The sequence below is a fragment of the Mycolicibacter acidiphilus genome (genome assembly GCF_018455725.1).
In the GTDB taxonomy this organism is placed as follows: domain Bacteria; phylum Actinomycetota; class Actinomycetes; order Mycobacteriales; family Mycobacteriaceae; genus Mycobacterium; species Mycobacterium acidiphilum.
Map to the genome: position 1 here is coordinate 84660 of NZ_JAHCLR010000008.1, position 19425 is coordinate 104084.

Here is a 19425-nt window from a genome sequence, read left to right on the forward strand (position 1 = left end):
TCCGGTGGAATGGTCTCCAGCGTAGGCTCGCCACGAAACACTGCCAGCACGTCGACACGGGAGTCACCGGATGCGTTTCAACCCCCCGCCCAACTGGCCGCCGGTGCCACCAGGCTGGGTTCCCGACGCGGGTTGGAGCCCGGACCCGGCGTGGCCGCCGCCGCCCGACGGGTGGCAGCTGTGGGTCGACGACGGAGCCCCGCCGCTGGAATACCCGGTGTACGGGGAACCGTGGCCGGCGCCGCCGGCAAAATCGCGGAAGGCGCTGTGGATCTCACTGGCCGCGGTCGCCGTCGTGATCGCCATCGCCGTCGGCGGCGGTTTCCTGGTGTCCTACAACGCCCGGATCGCCGACCTGCACTCCCGTAAACGCGCCATCACGACCCTGACCTCGGAGATGCTGCTGGATCGGTCGGCGTTCCCGGACTCGTCGGAAGGCAAGGCCAAGTGGATCAGTGGGGTCAACAACTCCACGAGCCGTGAGCCGGAGGTGCCCGGCATCACCTTCGATCCGCCGGAGTGCGGCAGCATCTTCGGCACCAAGGGCGCCACCCAGACCGGGGCGGCGACGCTGACCCGACGACAGTCCGCCGGGGTGGGATCGCTGCGGGTGGGGTTGATGATCACCCCGGAGCGGCGGGACCTGAAGGGCTACCTGCAGAAATGCCAGTCCTACACCCAGAGCATCGAGTTGGCGGGCCACGCCCTCACCACCGAACTCCAGTTGAAGCCGCTGGACATCGCCGGGGTGCCGCCGTGGGCGGTCGGGGCCGTGATGTCGAGTTCCCCGAAACATCGCATGCTGGCGCCGGTGTCGATGACGTCGGCGACGGTCGCCGGCTACTACCGCGGTGTGCTGGTCACGGTCAGCAACAGCCTGATCCAGCGCGGCACCGGCAAGGACGACGTCGACTCCGCCACCGCCGAGGAGCTGGCGAAGCTGTTCAACGAGCAGATTCAGAAGCTGGAGGCGGCGCCGTAACCGCGCTTGCGACCACCGCCGCCACCGAGACCAGCGCCAGCACCTGCACACCCGCGGACTGGCCCAGGTAGCCGTCCACCGACCGCCATGGATGCCGGGACAGCAGGCCACCGGCGGCGATCAGCCCACCGGCGCTCAACCCGAGCCGGGCCGCGTCGTAACTGCCAGGCCGCCGCCGCAGCGCGTGGAGCGTCAGCAGGACCGCGCCGAACACGGCCACGCCCGCCGCACCGGCGAGCAGCGCACCGACCCCCAGTCCGAGGCCCACGGCCGTGCGGCGGCCCGGGCGCCACGGCTGCGCCGGGGCCGACTCGTCGCGCCGGGGCCGGCGTCCCGGCCACCAGGCCAGCACCGCCAGCAGCGGCAGCAGCGCCAGTCCGCCGGCCAGCCCGGCCCGGTACAGCCGGTTCGGCGCGAACGTCAGCGTGATCGTGCCGGCGGCGTCGGCGGGCACCACCCAGCCCTGCTGCCAGCCGTTGACGACGACCGGCGCCAGTGCGGCGCCGTCGGGGGTGTGCGCCTGCCAGCCGGGGTTGACGCTCTCCGGCACCACCAGCACCCGATCGGCCGGTGCGGCGTCCACCGTCACCTCGCGCCGGGCCGGGCCCCACGCGCCGGTGTGCGCGGGTGCGGTGCCGGCGGCGCGCGCGTCCCCGGCGGCCGCCGACGGCCCGGACAGCTGGGCGCTGTCGACGACGAACGCCGGGCCGGCGCTGATCAGCAGTTCCTGTTCCCCCGGCGGCAGCGCGATCGGTTGCCGGTCGCAGGGCTGCGCCGCAACCGGTTCGCCGTCGAGCAGTGCGCCGACGGTGGTCCTGATCGAGGTGTGCACGAACCGGCCGGCGATGGCCGCGACCGGACCGTGCGCGCAGTCGACGGTGACCGTGCGGGCCCGGTTGCGGACGGCGTCGGCGGGTGCGACGGGCCGCCCGTCGGTGCCGAGCACCGCGACCTCCGCCAGGCCCGGCGGCTTGAGCTGATCGAAGCCGAGCGCGGTGCGGTCGATCACGTCCTCCCAGTTCAGCAGGCTGATCTTGACGGTGTCGGTGCGGTGCGGCCGCAGCCGCAGGGTCTGCGGGGCGGCACCGGATCCGGTGAGCTCACGCACCTGCGGACCGGACCCGAGGTCGACGGCGACCAGGATCGGCCGGACCGGCACCGGGGACCGCCCGGCGGTGAGCCGCACACCCGCCACCTGCGCCGGCCGCGGCAGCTTCAAGGTCAGCGTCGGTGCGGAGCGGTGCGCTACGGTGCGCTGCGGGGCGGTCCACGCGGTCGCCGGGTCGCCGTCGGCGGCGGCGTACGCCGAACCCTGCACGTCGAGCAGGTCGGCGTCGCCTGCGGCGCGCAGCGCACCCGGTTCGGCGATCAGGTCGGCCAGCGCCGGTCCCTGCCGGGGGCGCACCCACACCGTCGGCGTCACCGGCATCGGCCGCGGCACGTTGAGGGTGCGGCTGAACATCACCGGCTCCTCGGGTTCGAGCATCATCGACGCCGCGCAGCGCACTGCGTCACCGGCGGTCGCGCACCCGGCCCGGCCGGGCAGGCCCGCACCCAGGTCCCAGCGCAGCACCTGCGCCCCCGGCGGCGGCGCCGGCACCAGCGCGGTGTGCCGCAGGTCGATGGGGTGCGCGTAGCCGGACGCGTCGTACTGGGTGACCGACAGGTCGGTGATGCCGAACTGCACCCCGGCCGAGCCGTCGTCGGTGCCGGTGGCGGTGATCCGCACCCATGGCGTCTCCCCATAGGGCAGCGCGGTGGTCAGCGGTTCACCGGCGTGGTCGAAACGCAGTGTGGTGGTGCCGTTGACGGTCGAGACCTGCATCCGGCGGACCTGGGCGCCGACGGCGGTGGCGCTGGGTGTGACGGTGATGGTGCCGTTGGTCAGCGGATGGTCGAAGTCCACCTGCAGCCACTGGCCGACCGCGGACTGCAGTGCGTTGGACACCCACGCGGTGCCCGAGTCGCCGTCGACCGCGGCGGCTGCGGACGTCGACGGCGCCACGTCGGGCAGCGTGGTGGCGTCGGCCGATGAACTCGACGTCGTCAGCCGGCCGCCGATCCAGCCGCCGAAGACGGTCGCGGCGCCGGGGCTGGGGTAGTCGGGCACCCGACTGCGGGTGTGCCGGGGGTCGTCGGCGGCGCGGACCGTCGAGGAGTGGTCGTCGACCCGGCCGTAGTCGGTCTCCCGGGCCAACGGGGTGTCGGTGACGGTGACGGCCGGGGTGTCCAGGCCGGCCCGGCGGGCGTCGGCGGTCAGCAGCACCGGCCCCAGCGCCGGCTCGCCGCGCAGTCGGCGGTGCTCGTCTAGCCGCAGCAGCACCTCGGGGGCACCGTCGACCCGCGGCAACCGATCGGCGTCGGCCAGGTACGGCGCACCCGGGTTGAACGCCGGGTCGCCGGTGTGCACCCGGTAGATCTCCACCGCCGGATAGCGCGGCCGCAGTCCGCTGTCGGAGACGAACCCTGGGACCGTCCCCGCCCCGACCGGGTCGCCGAACTCCGCCACCCGCTCCAGCCCCGGGAAGAAGTCGACCGTCCGGTGCACCAGCAGCGGCCGGGCCGACCGGGAGGTGTCCGGGTCCAGGTCGTTGCGCAGCACCAGGTAGGAGATGCCCTGCCGGGCCAGCGTGTCGGCCAGGCCGGGGGAGGGCTGCCCGGCGGCGAACAGTCGCTGCACCGAATCCAGTGCCCGGATCGTCTGCGGCGGGGTCAGCGGGATGGAGTCGCGCACCCCCCACGGGCCGACGTCCAGCACCTGCAGCGGCTCGTCGTGACTGGTGCCCCAGGTCTGGGTGGCGAACGGCGCCCCGGGCGCCACCAGCACCCGGCCCGGCGCCGGACTGCCGGCGTTGTGCGTGACCAGCCAGTCGGCGGTATCGCGCCAGTACTGCGGTATCGCCGCGAACGTGCCGGGTGGGGTGAGCTGGCCGGTCCAGGCCGGAGAGGTGCCGACCAGCAGCGCGGTCAGGACCACCAGGCCGACGGCGGCGGACTTGTGGTGTTCGGGGTGGGTGAACGCGCGCCGCCACACCGGTGCGGCGACGCTGCCCGGCAGCGGCACCCGGCCCAGCAGGGCCGCCAGGCCCAGTGACAGCGGTATCCGCAGCACCGAATCCAGTTTGTGCACGTTGCGCAGCGGCGCCCCGGCCCCGTCGAGCAGTAACTGCACCGGATGCGCCAGCGGCGAACCCAGCCCGCCGGAGTAGCCGATCCCCAGCAGCACCACCCCGATCAGCAGCATCGTCGTCAGCCGCCCGGCGCCGGGCACCCGGCGGCGCAGCAGGCCCGTCAGGCCCGCCAGTCCGGCCGCCGCCACCAGGCAGGTGCCCAGGATCAGTACCGGCCGGGTGACCAGCGGCGCCCCGGCGGTGGCGTCCGGCGCCACGAACGGCGTCCAGCTGTGGGTGCCGCGCAGCATCTCCACCAGCGACGTCCACTTCGTCGTCACCCCGGACGATTCGATGAAGTCCAGGAACGGCGGGCTGACCCGGCCCAGCAGCAGCAGCGCCACCAGCCACCACGTCACCGCCAGCGCCAGTGCCAGCAGCCACCACCCGGTGAACCGCCACCACCGCCGGCCCGGCCGGTGGCACAGCCACCAGATGATCGCCGGCAGGGTGCCGGCCAGGGTCGCGACCGCGTTGACGGCGCCCATCAGCGCCACCGCCACCCCGGCCTGCCCGGCCAGCATCCGCACCGAGCGGCCCGGGTTCGGACCCAGCGCCCGGATTACCGGCAGCAGCACCCAGGGCGCCAGCATCATCGGCAGCGTCTCCGACGAGATCGAGCCGATCGTGGTCAGCGCCCGGGGCGACAGCGCGAACGCCGCGGCGCCGATCAGCCGGGACGGCCCGGTGCCGATGCCAAGCGCCTCGGCGACCCGCAGCAGGCCCCAGAATCCGACCGTCAGCAGCAGTGCCCACCACAGCCGCTGGGTCACCCAGCCGGGCAGCCCGGCCAGGTCACCGGCGACGAAGAACGCACCGTGCGGAAACAGATAGCCGTACGCCTGGTTCTGCACCTGCCCGAACGGCAGCTCACTGCTCCACAGATTGGCGGCGCGGGCCAGGAACCGCAGCGGGGCCGCGGTCAGGTCGAGTTTGGTGTCCGGGGAGATCCGGCCCGGGGATTGCGCGAAGCTGCACAGCAACGCGACCGCGCCGACCAGCGCCAGCCAGCGTCGGGACAGACCCGCCGCCCGCGACACCGGCGACGGACAGTCGGAGGCTGCCTCGGTGCGCAGGTCAGCCGCGGTTGCCGTATTCCACCCGGTTCAGCACCGAGGACTGCGGGTCGCCGCCCGCGATCTGCGGCTTGGTGTCCTGCTGCACCATCAGCGTGACGCCGAAGACCGCCGCGGCCCCCAGCAGTACGCCGACGACGATGCTGATGGCTGCCGGCACCACGAACCGAGGCATGGTCAGGCTCCTTCTGCACTTCGCGACATGATCTTCAGGGCGACTACCCCCGTGACCCCGCCCGCCAAACTAGCACGCGGGGCCTGCCGGGCCGCCGGATCCGGCCGTGACAGCATGGTCCGATGCCTGGATCGACGACCCGACAATTGCGCGGGCTGCTGACGGCCGCCGTGGCGCTGCCGATGCTGGTGACGGCGTGCTCGCACCGGACCGAGCACCCCGCGGCGGCCCCGATCGAGAACACGACGGCGAGCGCCGCACCCGGCGACCCGACCTGCGCGGCACTGTCGGGGCTGTCCCTCCGGGACAAGCTGGCGCAGCTGGTGATGGTCGGGGTGCGCGACGCCGACGACGCCCGCGCGGTGGTGACCGACCACCACGTGGGCGGGATCTTCATCGGCAGCTGGACCGATCTGGCGCTGCTCACCGACGGTTCGCTGAAGCAGATCACCGAGATCCCGGCGGCGTTGCCGCTGGGGGTCAGCGTCGACGAGGAGGGCGGCCGGGTGGCCCGGCTGTCGAAGCTGATCGGGACGGCGCCGTCGGCCAAGGAACTGGCCCGCACCGAGACCGTCGAGCAGGTGCGAAAGCTGGCGGCCGAACGGGGCCGCAAGATGGCCGAACTCGGGATCACCGTCGACTTCGCGCCGGTCGTCGACGTGGTGGAGCCCGGCACCGACGACGACACCGTGATCGGTGACCGCTCGTTCGGCTCCGACCCCGCCAAGGTCACCGAGTACGCCGGCGCCTACGCGCAGGGGCTGCGCGACGCCGGGCTGCTGCCGGTGCTCAAGCACTTCCCCGGGCACGGCCACGGCTCCGGCGATTCGCACACCGCCGGCGCGGTGGTCACCCCGCCGCTGGCGCAGTTGCAGGACAGCGACCTGGTGCCGTACCGCACGCTGGTCACCCAGGCGCCGGTCGCGGTGATGATGGGCCACCTGGAGGTGCCCGGCCTGACCGAGGATCCGGCCAGCCTGAGCCCGGCCGCGGTGAATCTGCTGCGGACCGGCACCGACTATCACGGTCCGGCGTTCGACGGGCCGGTGTTCAGCGACGACCTGTCGTCGATGGCCGCGATCAGCGACCACTACGGGGTGGCCGAGGCGGTGCTGCGCAGTCTGCAGGCCGGTGTCGACATCGCCCTGTGGGTCACCACCGACGAGGTGCCCGCGGTGCTGGACCGGCTGGAGCAGGCCGTCGCCGCCGGCGACCTGCGGACGGATGCGGTCGAGGCGTCGCTGGCCCGGGTGGCGGCGGTGAAGAAGCCCGGCACGCACTGCCACGCCTGATCGCGCGGCGCCCAGGTTACTCTTGGGTAAGCTTGCTGCGCAGGGTGGCGCGCAACGGATCCCGGAGGCAATGGTGGCAGGTCGGGCAGCTGGCAGTAAGCGGTTACCCCGGGCCGTCCGCGAGCAGCAGATGCTCGACGCCGCGGTCCAGATGTTCTCGATGAACGGCTACCACGAGACGTCGATGGACTCGATCGCGGCGGCGGCGCAGATCTCCAAGCCGATGCTGTACCTCTACTACGGCTCCAAGGAAGAACTGTTCGGCGCCTGCCTGGACCGCGAACTGCGGCGTTTCTTCGAGACCGTGCGCGCCGGCATCGACTTCCAGCAGAGCCCGAAAGAGCTGCTGAGCAACACGATCCGGTCATTCCTGCGCTACATCGACGCCAACCGGGCGTCCTGGATCGTGATGTACACCCAGGCCACCAGCTCGCAGGCGTTCGCCCACACCGTGCGCGAGGGCCGCGAGCGGCTCATCGAACTGGTCGGCCGACTGCTGCGGGTCGGCACCCGCAACCCCGAACCCAGCGTCGACTTCGACCTGATGGCCGTCGCGCTGGTCGGCGCCGGTGAGGCGATCGCCAGCCGGGTCAGCACCGGCGACACCGACGTCGACGAGGCCGGTGAACTGATGATCGACCTGTTCTGGAGCGGCCTCAAGGGCGCGCCCGGCCGGCGGGACGAGATCGAGCCCTCCGACGCGTCCGACTCCTCCGACGCCGTCATCGGCTGACCGCGAGCGCACACCGTCACCGGGGGTGGCGTAGGGCAGGGGGTCGCAACCCTTCGGACGCTGCGGCCGCGGTGAGCGCGCCGTCGTAGGCCAGGAACTCGATGCCTTCGGGTACCGCGTCCACGACCGCCAGGGCGCTGGCGAGTTGGACCGCGTCGTAGGCGCGCAGGCCGTGGATGCCCACCAGCCGGGCAGCCGTGTCGATGATCGTCGGCGTGATCGCGACCACCGAGAAACGCGGCGGCTGGTCGGCATCGCCGAAGTAATCCGCTTCGAAGTCGGCGACGAGGACGGCGGTGGCGGCCGTGGGAATCTCCCCCATGCGGTGCTTGCGCCAGAGCGCCGCCGGAACCTCGACCCGGGCTAATTGACTGACGACCAGGTGCGGGAGTTCTCGCACGTCGGCATGATCGGGCTCATCGGCGTACAGCTTGACCAGCGCGGAGGAGTCGGCGAAGACGCCGATGCTCATCGATCGCGCGTGATCAGACTGGACAGCGGGGTGCCGCCGCCGGCGAGCTTGCGGGCGTCGGCGACGGCGGCACGGTCCGGGCGGACGCGCCGCGGCCCGGCGTCGGCCAGCAATCCCGCCAGTGCGAGGCGCTGGCGAAGCCGGTCGACGTCGTCGCCCTCGAGCCCGGGGTCGGTCGCGGCCCGCGCCAGCCGGCTGAGGTACTCGTTGAGGCTGCAACCATGCTGCGATGCGACCCGGCGGACCTGTTCCACCAGCTCGTCAGGCGCTCGCCACGTCACCTGAGTCATGCCTGCATGCTAGCAGTCATGCGGCGGCGAGGTGGCCGTCCCGCTACAGCGCCCGCACGCTCCCGGTCAGGTACGGATACCCCTTGGCGACGTTGCGCAGCGCCAGATCCCAACCGCCCTCGACATGCTCGACGTACAACCCCGGGCTGGCCGGCAGCAGCATCGGCTTGCCGAACCGCACCGTGTAGTCCACCGCGTCGGGCAGCGTCCCCTCGATGTTGGCCAGCACCGTTGCGGCGGAGTACATCCCGTGCGCGATCACGGTCGGGAAGCCGAACAACTTGGCACCGACGCTGCTGGTGTGGATCGGGTTGTGGTCGCCACCGGCCGAGGCGTACCGCTTGATCTGGCCCGGCGTTACCCGCAGCACCGCCTGGGGTGGCCCCAGCTTGGGCTGCTTGGCCGGCGGCGCCTTCGGCTCCCCGGAGAGGCTGGTGCGCTGCTGGTGCAGGAACGTCGTCACCTGATGCCAGGCCAGGTCATTGCCGACGTGGATGTCGGTGATGATGTCGACCAGCAGGCCCTTGCGGTGCTCGCGCAGGTTCTCGGCGTGCACGGCCACGTCGACGACGTCGGTTACCGAGATCTGCCGGTGCCGGGTGATCCGGTTCTCGATGTGCACCGAACCCATTGCGGCGAACGGGAAGTCGAAGTCGGTCACCAGCGACATCACCGTCGGGAACGTCAGCGCGAACGGGTACGTCAGCGGCACCGAGTCGCCGAAGCGCAGTCCAGTCGCCGCGGCGTACTCCGCGACGTGCGCGGCGTCGATCGGAAGATCGGCGACGCGCACGGTGCGGTTCGACAGGGTGCCGGCGCGCGGGATGAACGGCAGCGCCCCGGCCACCGCGCGCAGCATGTTCTTGGCGCCACTGGGCTGGCTCACGGTCATGCCCCCAGCATCGCCTGGCCGCAGACCCGCACGGTGTTGCCGGTGACCGCGTTCGACGCGGGGCTGGCGAAGTAGCCGATCAGCTCGGCGACGTCCTCGGGCTCCCCACCCTGGAACAGCGAGTTGAGCCGACGGCCCACCTCCCGGGTGGCCAGTGGGATCGCCGCGGTCATCGCGGTCTCGATGAAGCCGGGCGCCACCGCGTTGATCGTGATGCCCTTGGCTGCCAGCACCGGTGCCAGCGCGTCGGTCAGCCCGATCATGCCGGCCTTGGTGGCGGCGTAGTTGGTCTGGCCGCGGTTGCCGGCGATCCCGGCCATCGACGACAGGCCGATGATCCGGCCGCCCTCGCCGATGCTGCCGTTGCCCACCAGGCCCTCGGAAAGCCGCTGCGGCGCAAGCAGGTTCACTGCCAGCACCGAGTTCCACCTTGTGTCGTCCATGTTGGCCAGCAGCTTGTCGCGGGTGATGCCGGCGTTGTTGACCAGGATGTCGGCGTGGCCGTCGTGGTGGGCCTTGAGGTGCTCGGTGATCTTGTCGACGGCGTCGTCAGCGGTCACATCCAGCGTCAGCGCGGTGCCGCCGACCCGTGACGCGGTCTCGGTGAGGTGTTCGGCGGCCTGCGGCACGTCGATCGCGACGACCTTCGCGCCGTCGCGGGCGAACACCTCGGCGATGGTGGCGCCGATGCCGCGGGCGGCGCCGGTGATGATCGCGACCTTGCCCTCCAGCGGGCGGTCCCAGCTGGCCGGTGCGGTGGCGTCGTCGGCGCCGACGTAGAACACCTGCCCGTCGACGTAGGCCGAGCGGGCCGACAGGATGAACCGCATGGTCGACTCCAGCCCGGTGGCGCCGGCCTTGGCCTTCGGCGACAGGTACACCAGCTGAACGGTGGCACCGCGCTGCAGTTCCTTGCCGACCGAGCGGGTGAAGCCCTCCAGGGCGCGCTGCGCGATCCGCTCGTCGACGCTGCCGGTCTCGTCCGGGGTGGTGCCGACGACGACCAGGCGCCCGCAGGGGCCGATGTTGCGCATCAGCGGGGTGAAGAACTCGTGCAACGCGGTCAGCCCGGCCGGCGAGGTGATGCCGGTGGCGTCGAAGACCAGGCCGCCGAACTTATCGGCCCACTTCCCGCCCAGGTTGTCGCCGACGATGTCGTAGTCGTCGGCCAGCGCCGCCCGCAGCGGCTCGGCCACCCTGCCCTCGCCACCGATCAGCAGCGGGCCGGCCAGCGCCGGATCGCCGGCCTTGAAACGGCGCAGCGTCTCGGCCTGCGGAACGCCGAGCTGCTTGGCCAGGAACGAGCCGGGCGCGGAGTTGAGGATCTGGTTCAACAGGTCTGTGGGGGCCACTGGGTCGCCTTCCGTGTGGGAGCGCGCCTGGTGCAGGCGGCGGTGTCGACAACGAACTTACTCCAGAGTAAGAATACTGGGTAGTATGACCCCGACCGCGCCCGCGCAACCCGGGGCGCCCATCACACAACGGAGAGATCGTGGCACCTGAATCCGCTGCTAAGCCCGCCAAGACCGCCAAGGCCGCCCCGAAGGCCGCCCCCAAGGCGGACCCGGTAACGCCGGCCGCGACCCGGCGTCGCGTCGCGGTCCTCGGGGGCAACCGGATCCCGTTCGCCCGCTCCGACGGCGCCTACGCCAACGCGTCCAACCAGGACATGTTCACCGCGGCCCTGGACGGCCTGGTGGACCGGTTCGGCCTGGCCGGCGAGACGCTCGGCGCGGTGATCGGCGGCGCGGTGCTCAAGCACAGCCGGGACTTCAACCTGATGCGCGAGTGCGTGCTGGGCTCGGCGCTGTCGCCGCACACCCCGGCGTTCGACATGCAGCAGGCCTGCGGCACCGGCCTGCAAGCCGCGATCGCCGCCGCCGACGGGATCGCTGCCGGCCGCTACGAGGTCGCGGCGGCGGGCGGGGTGGACACCACCTCCGATGCCCCGCTGGAGGTCGGCGACCAGCTGCGCCGCACGCTGCTGGCGCTGCGCCGGTCCAAGTCCAACCTGGAGCGGCTCAAGCTGGCCGGCAAGCTGCCCGCAGCGCTCGGGGTGGAGATCCCGGCCAACAAGGAGGCCCGCACCGGGATGTCGATGGGTGATCACCAGGCGATCACCAGCAAGAAGTGGGGCATCAAGCGCACCGAACAGGACGAACTGGCCGCCGCCAGTCACCAGAAGATGGCCGCCGCCTACGACCGGGGCTTCTTCGACGACCTGGTCACCCCGTTCCTGGGCCTGTACCGCGACAACAACCTGCGGCCCGGCTCGACGGTGGAGAAGCTGGCCACCCTCAAGCCGGTGTTCGGCGTGAAGGCCGGCGACGCCACCATGACCGCCGGCAACTCCACCCCGCTCACCGACGGCGCCTCGGTGGCGCTGCTGGCCAGCGAGGAGTGGGCCGCTGCGCACAAGCTGACCCCGCTGGCATACTTCGTCGACGCCGAGACCGCCGCGGTCGACTACGTGACCGGCCACGAGGGGCTGCTGATGGCGCCGACGTACGCGGTGCCCCGGCTGCTGGCCCGCAACGGCCTGGCCCTGCAGGACTTCGACTTCTACGAGATCCACGAGGCGTTCGCCTCGACCGTGCTGTGCCACCTGGCCGCCTGGGAGTCCGAGGAGTACTGCAAGTCCCGGCTCGGCCTGGACAAGGCGCTGGGTGCCATCGACCGCTCCAAGCTCAACGTCAACGGCTCGTCGCTGGCCGCCGGACACCCGTTCGCGGCCACCGGCGGGCGGATCGTCGCGCAGGCCGCCAAGCAGTTGGCGGAGGCGAAGGCCGCTCAGAAGGGCGCCAAGAAGCCGCTGCGCGCGCTGATCTCGATCTGCGCGGCCGGCGGGCAGGGCGTCGCCGCCATTCTGGAGGCCTGACCCGCACCTGGAGGGGCCTGTCGCCGGAGGGATCCGGCGGCGGGCCTGCCGTACGGCATCAGGTCGGGTCAGAAGGACCGGCTGCCCTGTGGTGACAGGACGAACCCGGTGCTCGGGGTCTGCTCGCCGGTGTTGTTCAGGATGCAGGCCACGCTGTCGTCAGTCGGCGCTCCGCAGGTCACGGTCGCGCGCGTGCCGTCCAACGTGATCTTCGAACCGGCCGCCAGCAGGTTGTAGGAGGCGGGGTCGACGCGGTCGACCTCCACGGTGCTGCGGTGTTCGTAGCTGCGGTAGGTTTCGAATTTCTCCAGGTCTGCGTGTCCGAGGACTGCCTGTGGGGCGTCGGAGCCGTAGGCGCCCTTGGCGCTGCCGTAGTTCACGTCGCTGCCGGCGCCGGTCCCGGGCAGGTCCGCACCCCAGCAGGTGGCCTCGGGCGGGCTGCCCCAGCGGGTCATCGTCATGATGCGGCAGCGCACCCCGTTCGGTGTGACGAACTGCCAGCCACCGGCACCGTACGTGCTGTACGTGGCGAATTGATCCGGGTTCACCGGTTGCAGTGCGCCCAAATCCGGGATGGGAGCCGCGGCCGCCACACCCATGTTCAGAAGCAGTCCGCCAACGCCGAATAGCATGCTCCCCACTGCGGCCGCCGACCTCACACCGCCCAGTATGCCCAGTCTCGACGCGAGTCCTGACCTGGCTCGCCTCGAGTGGGAATCCCACGACGCGACACGCCGGGTTCACGTCGTGAATGTCCCACTCGGCCTCGGCAAAGCAACGGGCCCCCGGGGAATGGAGGCCTGACACCCCCGGCGGCGATACCGTGGACGCCATGCGGATCTCCATCATGGCGTCACTGTCCGGCAGCGGGGGCCGCTCAGCGGTCGATGCGACGGTCGAGCACCTCGCCGCCCTGCACGACGAGGGCTTCCGGCGGGTCTGGTTCAGTCAGCTGCCCAACGAACCGGACCTGCTCACGGTGCTGGCCGTCGCGCTGCGCGAAGTGGACGGCATCGAGGCCGCAACCGGGGTGCTGCCGATCCAGAACCAGCACCCGATGCTGCTGGCGCAACGCGCGCTGACGCTGAGCCTGCTCTCCGGCGGCCGCTTCGTGCTGGGGCTGGGCCTGACGCACCAGGTGGTCACCGAGGGCATGTGGGGCATCCCGTGGGACAAGCCGGTGCGCCGGCTGCGGGAGTACCTGGACGGGCTGCTGCCGCTGCTGGCCGGTGAACCGGCCGACGCGGTGGGGGAGACCGTGACCACCCGCGGGGCGCTGAACATCGGCGCGCCGGCCCCGGACGTCTACCTCGCGGCGCTCGGTCCACAGCTGCTGCGGCTGGCCGGACGCCGCACCGCCGGCACCGTCACCTGGATGACCGGCGCGCAGACCCTGGCCGAACACGTCTCGCCGACGCTGCGCGCGGCGGCAGAAGAAGCCGGCCGGCCCGCCGACGCGGTGCGGGTGGTCGCGGCGCTGCCGGTCGCCGTCACCGACGACGTCGCCGCGCTACGGGCCACGGCGGCGAAGCAGTTCGCGGTCTACGGCCAGCTGCCGTCGTACCGCGCCATGCTGGACCGGGAGGGCTACGCCGGGCCGGAGGACGCGGCGATCATCGGCAGCGAGGACGAGGTCGCGCAGCGCCTCGCCGCACTGCGCGGGGTCGACGAGTTCGTCGGCGCCGTCTTCGACCCGTCACCCGAGGGCAGTGCCCGCACCCGTGCGCTGCTGCGCCGGCTGGACTCCTGACCGGAATGCAGAACAGCCCCCGGGAGACCCGGGGGCTGTTGTGCGTCACGGTGAGGCTCAGAACGCCGCTTCGTCGAGCTCCATGATGTCGTTGTCGATGTTCTCGAGCACGACGCGGGTGCTGGTCAGCAGCGGCAGCATGTTCTTCGCGAAGAACGACGCGACCGCGACCTTGCCCTCGTAGAAGGCCTTGTCGGCGTCGCTGACGTCGCCGTCGAGCTTCTCGATCGCCACCGCGGCCTGGCGGGCCAGCAGCCAGCCGATCACCAGGTCGCCGACGCTCATCAGGAAGCGCACCGAACCGGTGCCGACCTTGTAGATGCTGGAGATGTCCTCCTGCGCGGCCATCAGGTAGCCGGTCAGCGTGGCGGCCATGCCCTGCACGTCGGCCAGCGCGGTCGCCAGCAGCTCCCGCTCGGCCTTCAGCCGGCCGTTGCCGGTCTCGTTCTTGATGAACGTCTCGATCTCACCGGCGACGTGCGCCAGCGCCTGGCCCTTGTCCCGGATGATCTTCCGGAAGAAGAAGTCCTGCGCCTGGATCGCGGTGGTGCCCTCGTAGAGGGAGTCGATCTTGGCGTCCCGGATGTACTGCTCGATCGGGTAGTCCTTCAGGAAGCCCGACCCGCCGAGCGTCTGCAGGCTCTCGGTGAGCTTGGCGTACGCCTGCTCGGAGCCGACGCCCTTGACGATCGGCAGCATCAGGTCGTTGATGCGGACAGCCAGGTCGGCCTCCACACCGTGCAGTTCCTTGGCCACCGCGGCGTCCTGGAAGGACGCGGTGTACAGGTACAGCGCCCGCAGCCCCTCGGCGTAGGCCTTCTGGGTCATCAGCGAGCGACGCACGTCCGGGTGGTGGGTGATCGTCACCCGCGGCGCGGTCTTGTCGGTCATCTGGGTCAGGTCGGCGCCCTGCACCCGCTCCTTGGCGTAGTCCAGCGCGTTCAGGTAGCCGGTGGACAGCGTGGCGATCGCCTTGGTGCCCACCATCATCCGGGCCTGCTCGATCACGTCGAACATCTGCGCGATGCCGTTGTGCACCTCGCCGACCAGCCAGCCCACCGCGGGGGTGCCGTGCTGGCCGAAGGTCAGCTCACAGGTGGCCGAGGCGTTCAGGCCCATCTTGTGCTCGACGTTGGTGACGAACACGCCGTTGCGCTCACCGAGCTCGCCGGTGGCGAAGTCGAAGTGGAACTTCGGCACGAAGAACAGGCTCAGACCCTTGGTGCCCGGCTTGCCGCCCTCGGGGCGGGCCAGCACCAGGTGGAAGATGTTCTCGAACAGGTCGTCGGAGTCCGCGGAGGTGATGAACCGCTTCACCCCGTCGATGTGCCAGGAGCCGTCGGCCTGCGGCACGGCCTTGGTGCGGCCGGCGCCCACATCCGAGCCGGCGTCCGGCTCGGTGAGCACCATGGTGGAGCCCCAGCCGCGCTCGGCGGCGATGATGGCCCACTTCTTCTGCTCTTCGGTGGCGACGTGGTAGAAGATGTTCGCGAATCCGGCGCCGCCGGCGTACATCCACACGGCCGGGTTGGCACCCAGGATGTGCTCGTGCAGTGCCCACATCACGGACTTCGGCATCGGCATGCCGCCGAGCGCCTCGTCGATGCCGACCTTGTCCCAGCCGCCCTCGATGGTGGCGCGCACCGACTTCTTGAACGACTCCGGCAGCTTCACCGTGTGGGTGTCGGGCTGGAATTCAGCGGGGTGGCGGTCGCCGTCGACGAACGAGTCGGCGATCGGGCCCTCGGCCAGGCGGACCATCTCGCCGAGCATCTCGCGGATGGTGTCGACGTCGAGCTCGCTGTACTCACCCTTGCCGAATACCCGGTCTACGCCGAATACCTCGAACAGGTTGAAGAGCTGGTCGCGGACGTTGCTCCTGTAGTGGCTCACTACTTCCTCCTTGATGGAATGCCACCTGCGGTTGGGTACTCGGGATTAAGTTACCCACCAGTAACGTGTCCTGAAATATACCCCTTGAGGACCACAGCGCAAGCGAGTGTGAGCTACATTAAGCAACCTAATTAACCAACCGGTTGGTCTCAGTCCGGCGATGTCGCAGCTCACGGGGCCCGACCCGGGCGGGTAGGGTCGATCCAGCAAATTTCCGCCACCTGAAACGAGTCCCGGTGAACGCCCTGTGAACCCCCCGAGCAAACTGTCCCCGGCCTCGCTGCGGGAGGCGTTCGGGCACTTCCCGACCGGGGTGGTGGCGGTGGCGGCCGAGGTCGACGGGGTCCGGGTCGGGCTGGCGGCCAGCACGTTCGTGCCGGTCTCGCTGGATCCGCCACTGGTGTCGTTCTGCGTGCAGAACACCTCGGCGACGTGGCCCCGACTGGCCGGCGCGCCACGACTGGGGATCAGCGTGCTCGGCGAGGCCCACGACGTGGCGGCGCGCACCCTGGCCGCCAAGACCGGTGACCGGTTCGCCGGGCTGGAGACGGTGACCAGCGCCGGCGCGGTCTTCATCAAGGGCACCGCGGTCTGGCTGGAGAGCGTGATCGAGCAACTGGTCCCCGCCGGCGATCACACGATCGTCGTGCTGCGGGTGCACGATCTGACGATCGACCCGCAGATCGCGCCGATCGTGTTCCACCGCAGCGGATTCCGCCGACTCGACGGCTAACGGGGCGGGCGGTGCGGCGTCGCCGGAGATGCGACCCGAGCCGGAAATGTGTTGCTATGGGGTGATGGTGAACCCCGGAGCCGACCCCGAACACCTGCGCGCACTGGCCGAGACGCTCGTCGTCGAGGCCGCGGAATTCGTGCGCCGCCGCCGCGCCGAGGTGTTCGGCGCCGAGGGGGCCCCGCGGTCCCCGGACGTCGCGGTGCAGACCAAGAGCAGCCCCACCGACCCGGTCACGGTGGTGGACACCGAGACCGAGCGGTTCATCCGCGACCGGCTGGCGCAGCTGCGGCCGGGCGACGCGGTGCTCGGCGAGGAGGGCGGCGGCCCCAGCGGTGCGGGGGAGCCGGGCGCCGTGACCTGGGTGATCGACCCGATCGACGGCACCGTCAACTTCATGTACGACGTGCCCGCATACGCAGTGTCGCTGGCCGCGCAGGTCGGTGGGGCGTCGGTGGCCGGCGCGGTCGCCGACGTCGTCGCCGGCCGGGTCTACTCGGCTGCGGCCGGACTGGGCGCGCAGGTCCGCCACCCGCAGGGCGTGGCGACGCTGCGCTGCACCGAGGTGACCGCGCTGTCGGTGGCGCTGCTGGGCACCGGATTCGGGTATTCGCCGAACCGGCGCGGCGCGCAGTCGGCGCTGCTGGCCCGGGTGCTGCCGAAGGTGCGCGACGTACGGCGGATCGGGTCGGCCGCGCTGGATCTGTGCATGGTCGCCGCCGGCCGCCTCGACGTCTACTACGAGCACGGCATCAAACCGTGGGACTACGCGGCGGGGGCGTTGATCGCCGCCGAGGCGGGTGCCCGGGTGCTGTTGCCGGACCCGGACCAGCCGCTCGACGCCGGCGGGGTGATCGTCGCCGCGGCGCCCGGAATCGCCGATGAATTTCTCGCATTGTTGCAGGAGAACGACGGTCTGGCGGCCATCCCGCTGTAGCCGGATTGCCCATCACGCCTTGACCTCTGTTTGATAACGACTGTATAACGGACCCTGCGGATGTGGGGTCGACGGAGCGTCGGCTGTCCCGAACCAGGAGGTAGAGCCGCGTAACACGCCAGGCTGCGGAACCTTCCGCCGAGCCTGATTTCAGCCGCTGGCAGCGGCAATCGCAACGTAACTAGAGACGGCAAAGTAACAGAATGTGTGGGTCGAAAAGTTGACTACTTCGTATGCACCAGAACTCAGCCTGGACGGTGAATATCCCGGCCAGATTCCCCAGATCACCCTCAACGACCAGGCGGCGGTGCCCGTCCTCGGGATCGGGGTGGCCAAACTCTCCGACGAGCAGACCGAGGCCTCGGTGCTGGCGGCCTTGGAAAGCGGCTGCCGCCTGATCGACACCGCCGCCTCCTACGGCAACGAGGCCGCCGTCGGCCGCGCCATCGAGGCGTCCGGCGTCCCCCGCTCGGAACTGGTCGTCAGCACCAAGCTCGGTGTCTCCCAGCAGGGCTATGCCAGCACGCTGGATGCCTGCCAGGAGAGCATCGACCGGCTCGGCCTGGACTACCTGGACATGTACCTGATGCACTGGCCGGCGCCGAAGGTCGGTAAGTACCTCGACAGCTGGCAGGCCATGATCCACGCCCGCGAAGAGGGATTGGTCCGGTCGATCGGCGTCTGCAACTTCACCGAGGAACTGCTCACCGAGATCATCGACGAGACGGCGGTGGCACCCGCACTCAACCAGGTCGAACTGCACCCGCTGTTCAACCAGGAGGAACTGCGGCAGTTCCACGCCGAACACGACATCGTCACCGAGGCGCACAGCCCGCTCGGCTTCGGCGAGCGGCACACGATCGTGCGGGTCGTCGAGAACCCGACGGTGCAGGCGCTCGCCGCGAAGTACGACCGCTCACCCGCGCAGGTGCTGATCCGGTGGAGCCTGCAACTGGGCAACGTGGTCACCCCGCGCTCGTCGAAGCTGGACCGCATCCTGGAGAACATCGACGTCTTCGACTTCAGTCTGGGCGCCGACGACATGGACGTGCTCAACGGCCTGCACGACGGCACCCGGATTCACCACCACCCGATGACGTTCGTCGGCACCTAACCGGTGTCGGACTCCCGCTCGGCGAACTCCTTCCACATCTCCGGATAGGGGCCGCCGAGCGGTGCGGCCGGTGCCAGGATCTCGTCGATCGCGGTGAGATCCGCGGCGGACAGGGTGATCTCGGTGGCGGCGGCGCTGTCCTGCAGATGGCCGAGATGCTGCACGCCCAGCAGGGCGACGTGCACCCCGGGTTGGGCCAGCACCCACGCGATCGCCAACTGACTGACGGTGACACCGCGGCCGGCCGCGACCGCCCGCAGGCTCTCGACCACGGCGAGATTGCGGGTGAACGCGTCGCCGTCGAAGAACCCGCTCTTGACGCGCCAGTCGTCGGCCGCGAATTCGCTTGCGGCGGTGACGGTCCCGGTGAGCATGCCGTGCGCCAGCGCGCCGTAGGCCAGCACCCCGATGTCGTGTGCCCGACAGTACGGCAGCAGCGTGTCGAGGGCCGCCCGGCGCAGCATGCTCAGCGGCGGTTGCACCGTCTCCACCGGCAGCACCGCGGCGAACTCCGCCACCTGTGCCGCATCGTAATTCGAGACGCCGACGTGGCGGATCTTGCCGGCGGCGACGAGTTCGGCCAGCGCGCCGGCGGTTTCGGCCGCCGGGGTCCTCGGATCCGGCCAGTGCACCTGGTACAGGTCGATGTGGTCGACGCCGAGGGCGGTGAGGCTGGCGTCGACGTCGGTGCGCAGCAACTCCGGCCGCGCGTCGCGGACCGGGCCGTCGGCGGTCTCGCGCAGCCCGCCCTTGGTGGCGATCACCACCTCGTCGCGGGCGTGGTCGAGGTCGTGGCGCAGCGCGGTGCCCAGAATCCGCTCGGCCGTGCCGAATCCGTACTCATGGGCGGTGTCGAAGAAGTTGAAACCGAGTTCGCGGGCCCGCCGGACGATTGCGACGGCGTGGTCCTCGTCGACGGCGCCCCACGCCCCGCTGAACTCCCAGGTGCCCAGCGCCAGGCGGGAGACCTCTAACCCGCTGCGGCCCAGTCGTGTGGTGTGCATGCCACTGATTTCGGCGCGTTTCGTCCCGCTCAGC

17 protein-coding genes are annotated in these 19425 nt (G+C 71.0%); 8 read left to right on the forward strand and 9 right to left on the reverse strand.

Going from position 1 to position 19425, the window contains the following annotated elements; genetic code table 11:
- Nucleotides 1-70 precede the first annotated feature (70 nt).
- Nucleotides 71-982 (forward strand): hypothetical protein, encoded by a 912-nt coding sequence (locus tag KIH27_RS06895; protein WP_214092192.1) that lies wholly within the window; start codon nucleotides 71-73, stop codon nucleotides 980-982.
- Here KIH27_RS06895 and KIH27_RS06900 read toward each other — a convergent pair.
- The gene (locus tag KIH27_RS06900; RefSeq protein ID WP_214092249.1) at nucleotides 945-5174 is read right to left on the reverse strand and encodes an alpha-(1->3)-arabinofuranosyltransferase; all 4230 of its coding nucleotides are present in this window, start codon (nucleotides 5172-5174) and stop codon (nucleotides 945-947) included. The two genes, KIH27_RS06895 and KIH27_RS06900, sit on opposite strands and share 38 nt — an antisense overlap.
- Nucleotides 5175-5229: 55 nt before the next feature.
- A complete protein-coding gene (locus tag KIH27_RS06905) occupies nucleotides 5230-5403 on the reverse strand; it encodes a DUF2613 domain-containing protein (RefSeq protein ID WP_013827163.1) in 174 nt (57 codons plus the stop codon).
- A gap of 122 nt (nucleotides 5404-5525) precedes the next feature.
- On the opposite strand from KIH27_RS06905, the gene KIH27_RS06910 reads away from it, so the two are divergent.
- Nucleotides 5526-6695, forward strand: coding sequence for a glycoside hydrolase family 3 N-terminal domain-containing protein (locus KIH27_RS06910; protein WP_214092193.1), 1170 nt, complete (start codon nucleotides 5526-5528; stop codon nucleotides 6693-6695).
- A gap of 130 nt (nucleotides 6696-6825) precedes the next feature.
- Nucleotides 6826-7428, forward strand: a complete 603-nt coding sequence (locus KIH27_RS06915; protein WP_284144694.1) for a TetR/AcrR family transcriptional regulator — start codon at nucleotides 6826-6828, stop codon at nucleotides 7426-7428.
- Between the two features lie 16 nt (nucleotides 7429-7444).
- On the opposite strand, the gene KIH27_RS06920 is transcribed toward KIH27_RS06915, so the two are convergent.
- Genes KIH27_RS06920 through KIH27_RS06935 form a run of 4 tightly spaced genes read right to left on the reverse strand, consistent with a single transcriptional unit; the run spans nucleotide 7445 to nucleotide 10434 of the window.
- A complete protein-coding gene (locus tag KIH27_RS06920) occupies nucleotides 7445-7900 on the reverse strand; it encodes a type II toxin-antitoxin system VapC family toxin (RefSeq protein ID WP_214092194.1) in 456 nt (151 codons plus the stop codon).
- Nucleotides 7897-8190 (reverse strand): hypothetical protein, encoded by a 294-nt coding sequence (locus tag KIH27_RS06925; RefSeq protein ID WP_214092195.1) that lies wholly within the window; start codon nucleotides 8188-8190, stop codon nucleotides 7897-7899. Before KIH27_RS06925 ends, KIH27_RS06920 begins: the two co-directional genes overlap by 4 nt.
- 43 nt (nucleotides 8191-8233) lie before the next feature.
- The gene (locus KIH27_RS06930) at nucleotides 8234-9076 is read right to left on the reverse strand and encodes a MaoC/PaaZ C-terminal domain-containing protein (protein ID WP_214092251.1); all 843 of its coding nucleotides are present in this window, start codon (nucleotides 9074-9076) and stop codon (nucleotides 8234-8236) included.
- A gap of 2 nt (nucleotides 9077-9078) precedes the next feature.
- Nucleotides 9079-10434 carry a 3-oxoacyl-ACP reductase gene (locus KIH27_RS06935; protein ID WP_214092196.1) on the reverse strand — a complete coding sequence of 452 codons (1356 nt, stop codon included), beginning with the start codon at nucleotides 10432-10434 and terminating at the stop codon, nucleotides 9079-9081.
- Between the two features lie 266 nt (nucleotides 10435-10700).
- Here KIH27_RS06935 and KIH27_RS06940 point away from each other — a divergent pair, with 266 nt between their 5' ends.
- Complete coding sequence (locus tag KIH27_RS06940; RefSeq protein ID WP_307856806.1) at nucleotides 10701-11960, forward strand: acetyl-CoA C-acetyltransferase; 1260 nt, start codon at nucleotides 10701-10703, stop codon at nucleotides 11958-11960.
- 68 nt (nucleotides 11961-12028) lie between these two features.
- Here KIH27_RS06940 and KIH27_RS06945 read toward each other — a convergent pair whose 3' ends face one another.
- A complete protein-coding gene (locus KIH27_RS06945; protein WP_214092198.1) occupies nucleotides 12029-12592 on the reverse strand; it encodes a hypothetical protein in 564 nt (187 codons plus the stop codon).
- Nucleotides 12593-12792: 200 nt separating this feature from the next.
- Here KIH27_RS06945 and KIH27_RS06950 point away from each other — a divergent pair, with 200 nt between their 5' ends.
- Nucleotides 12793-13710, forward strand: coding sequence for a TIGR03564 family F420-dependent LLM class oxidoreductase (locus KIH27_RS06950; RefSeq protein ID WP_214092199.1), 918 nt, complete (start codon nucleotides 12793-12795; stop codon nucleotides 13708-13710).
- A gap of 57 nt (nucleotides 13711-13767) precedes the next feature.
- Here the strand turns inward: KIH27_RS06950 and KIH27_RS06955 are convergent, their stop codons facing one another.
- Complete coding sequence (locus tag KIH27_RS06955; RefSeq protein ID WP_214092200.1) at nucleotides 13768-15603, reverse strand: acyl-CoA dehydrogenase; 1836 nt, start codon at nucleotides 15601-15603, stop codon at nucleotides 13768-13770.
- 247 nt (nucleotides 15604-15850) lie between these two features.
- Here KIH27_RS06955 and KIH27_RS06960 point away from each other — a divergent pair, with 247 nt between their 5' ends.
- The 3 genes from KIH27_RS06960 to KIH27_RS06970 all read left to right on the forward strand — a co-directional run bounded on the left by KIH27_RS06960 (nucleotide 15851) and on the right by KIH27_RS06970 (nucleotide 18387).
- Entirely contained in the window at nucleotides 15851-16336 is a 486-nt protein-coding gene (locus KIH27_RS06960) for a flavin reductase family protein (RefSeq protein WP_214092201.1), read from the forward strand.
- A 64-nt stretch (nucleotides 16337-16400) separates the two neighbouring features.
- Nucleotides 16401-17273, forward strand: a complete 873-nt coding sequence (locus KIH27_RS06965; RefSeq protein WP_214092202.1) for an inositol monophosphatase family protein — start codon at nucleotides 16401-16403, stop codon at nucleotides 17271-17273.
- Nucleotides 17274-17523: 250 nt separating this feature from the next.
- Nucleotides 17524-18387, forward strand: coding sequence for an aldo/keto reductase (locus tag KIH27_RS06970; protein ID WP_214092252.1), 864 nt, complete (start codon nucleotides 17524-17526; stop codon nucleotides 18385-18387).
- On the opposite strand, the gene KIH27_RS06975 is transcribed toward KIH27_RS06970, so the two are convergent.
- A complete protein-coding gene (locus KIH27_RS06975; protein ID WP_214092203.1) occupies nucleotides 18384-19391 on the reverse strand; it encodes an aldo/keto reductase in 1008 nt (335 codons plus the stop codon). The two genes, KIH27_RS06970 and KIH27_RS06975, sit on opposite strands and share 4 nt — an antisense overlap.
- Nucleotides 19392-19425: the final 34 nt, after the last annotated feature.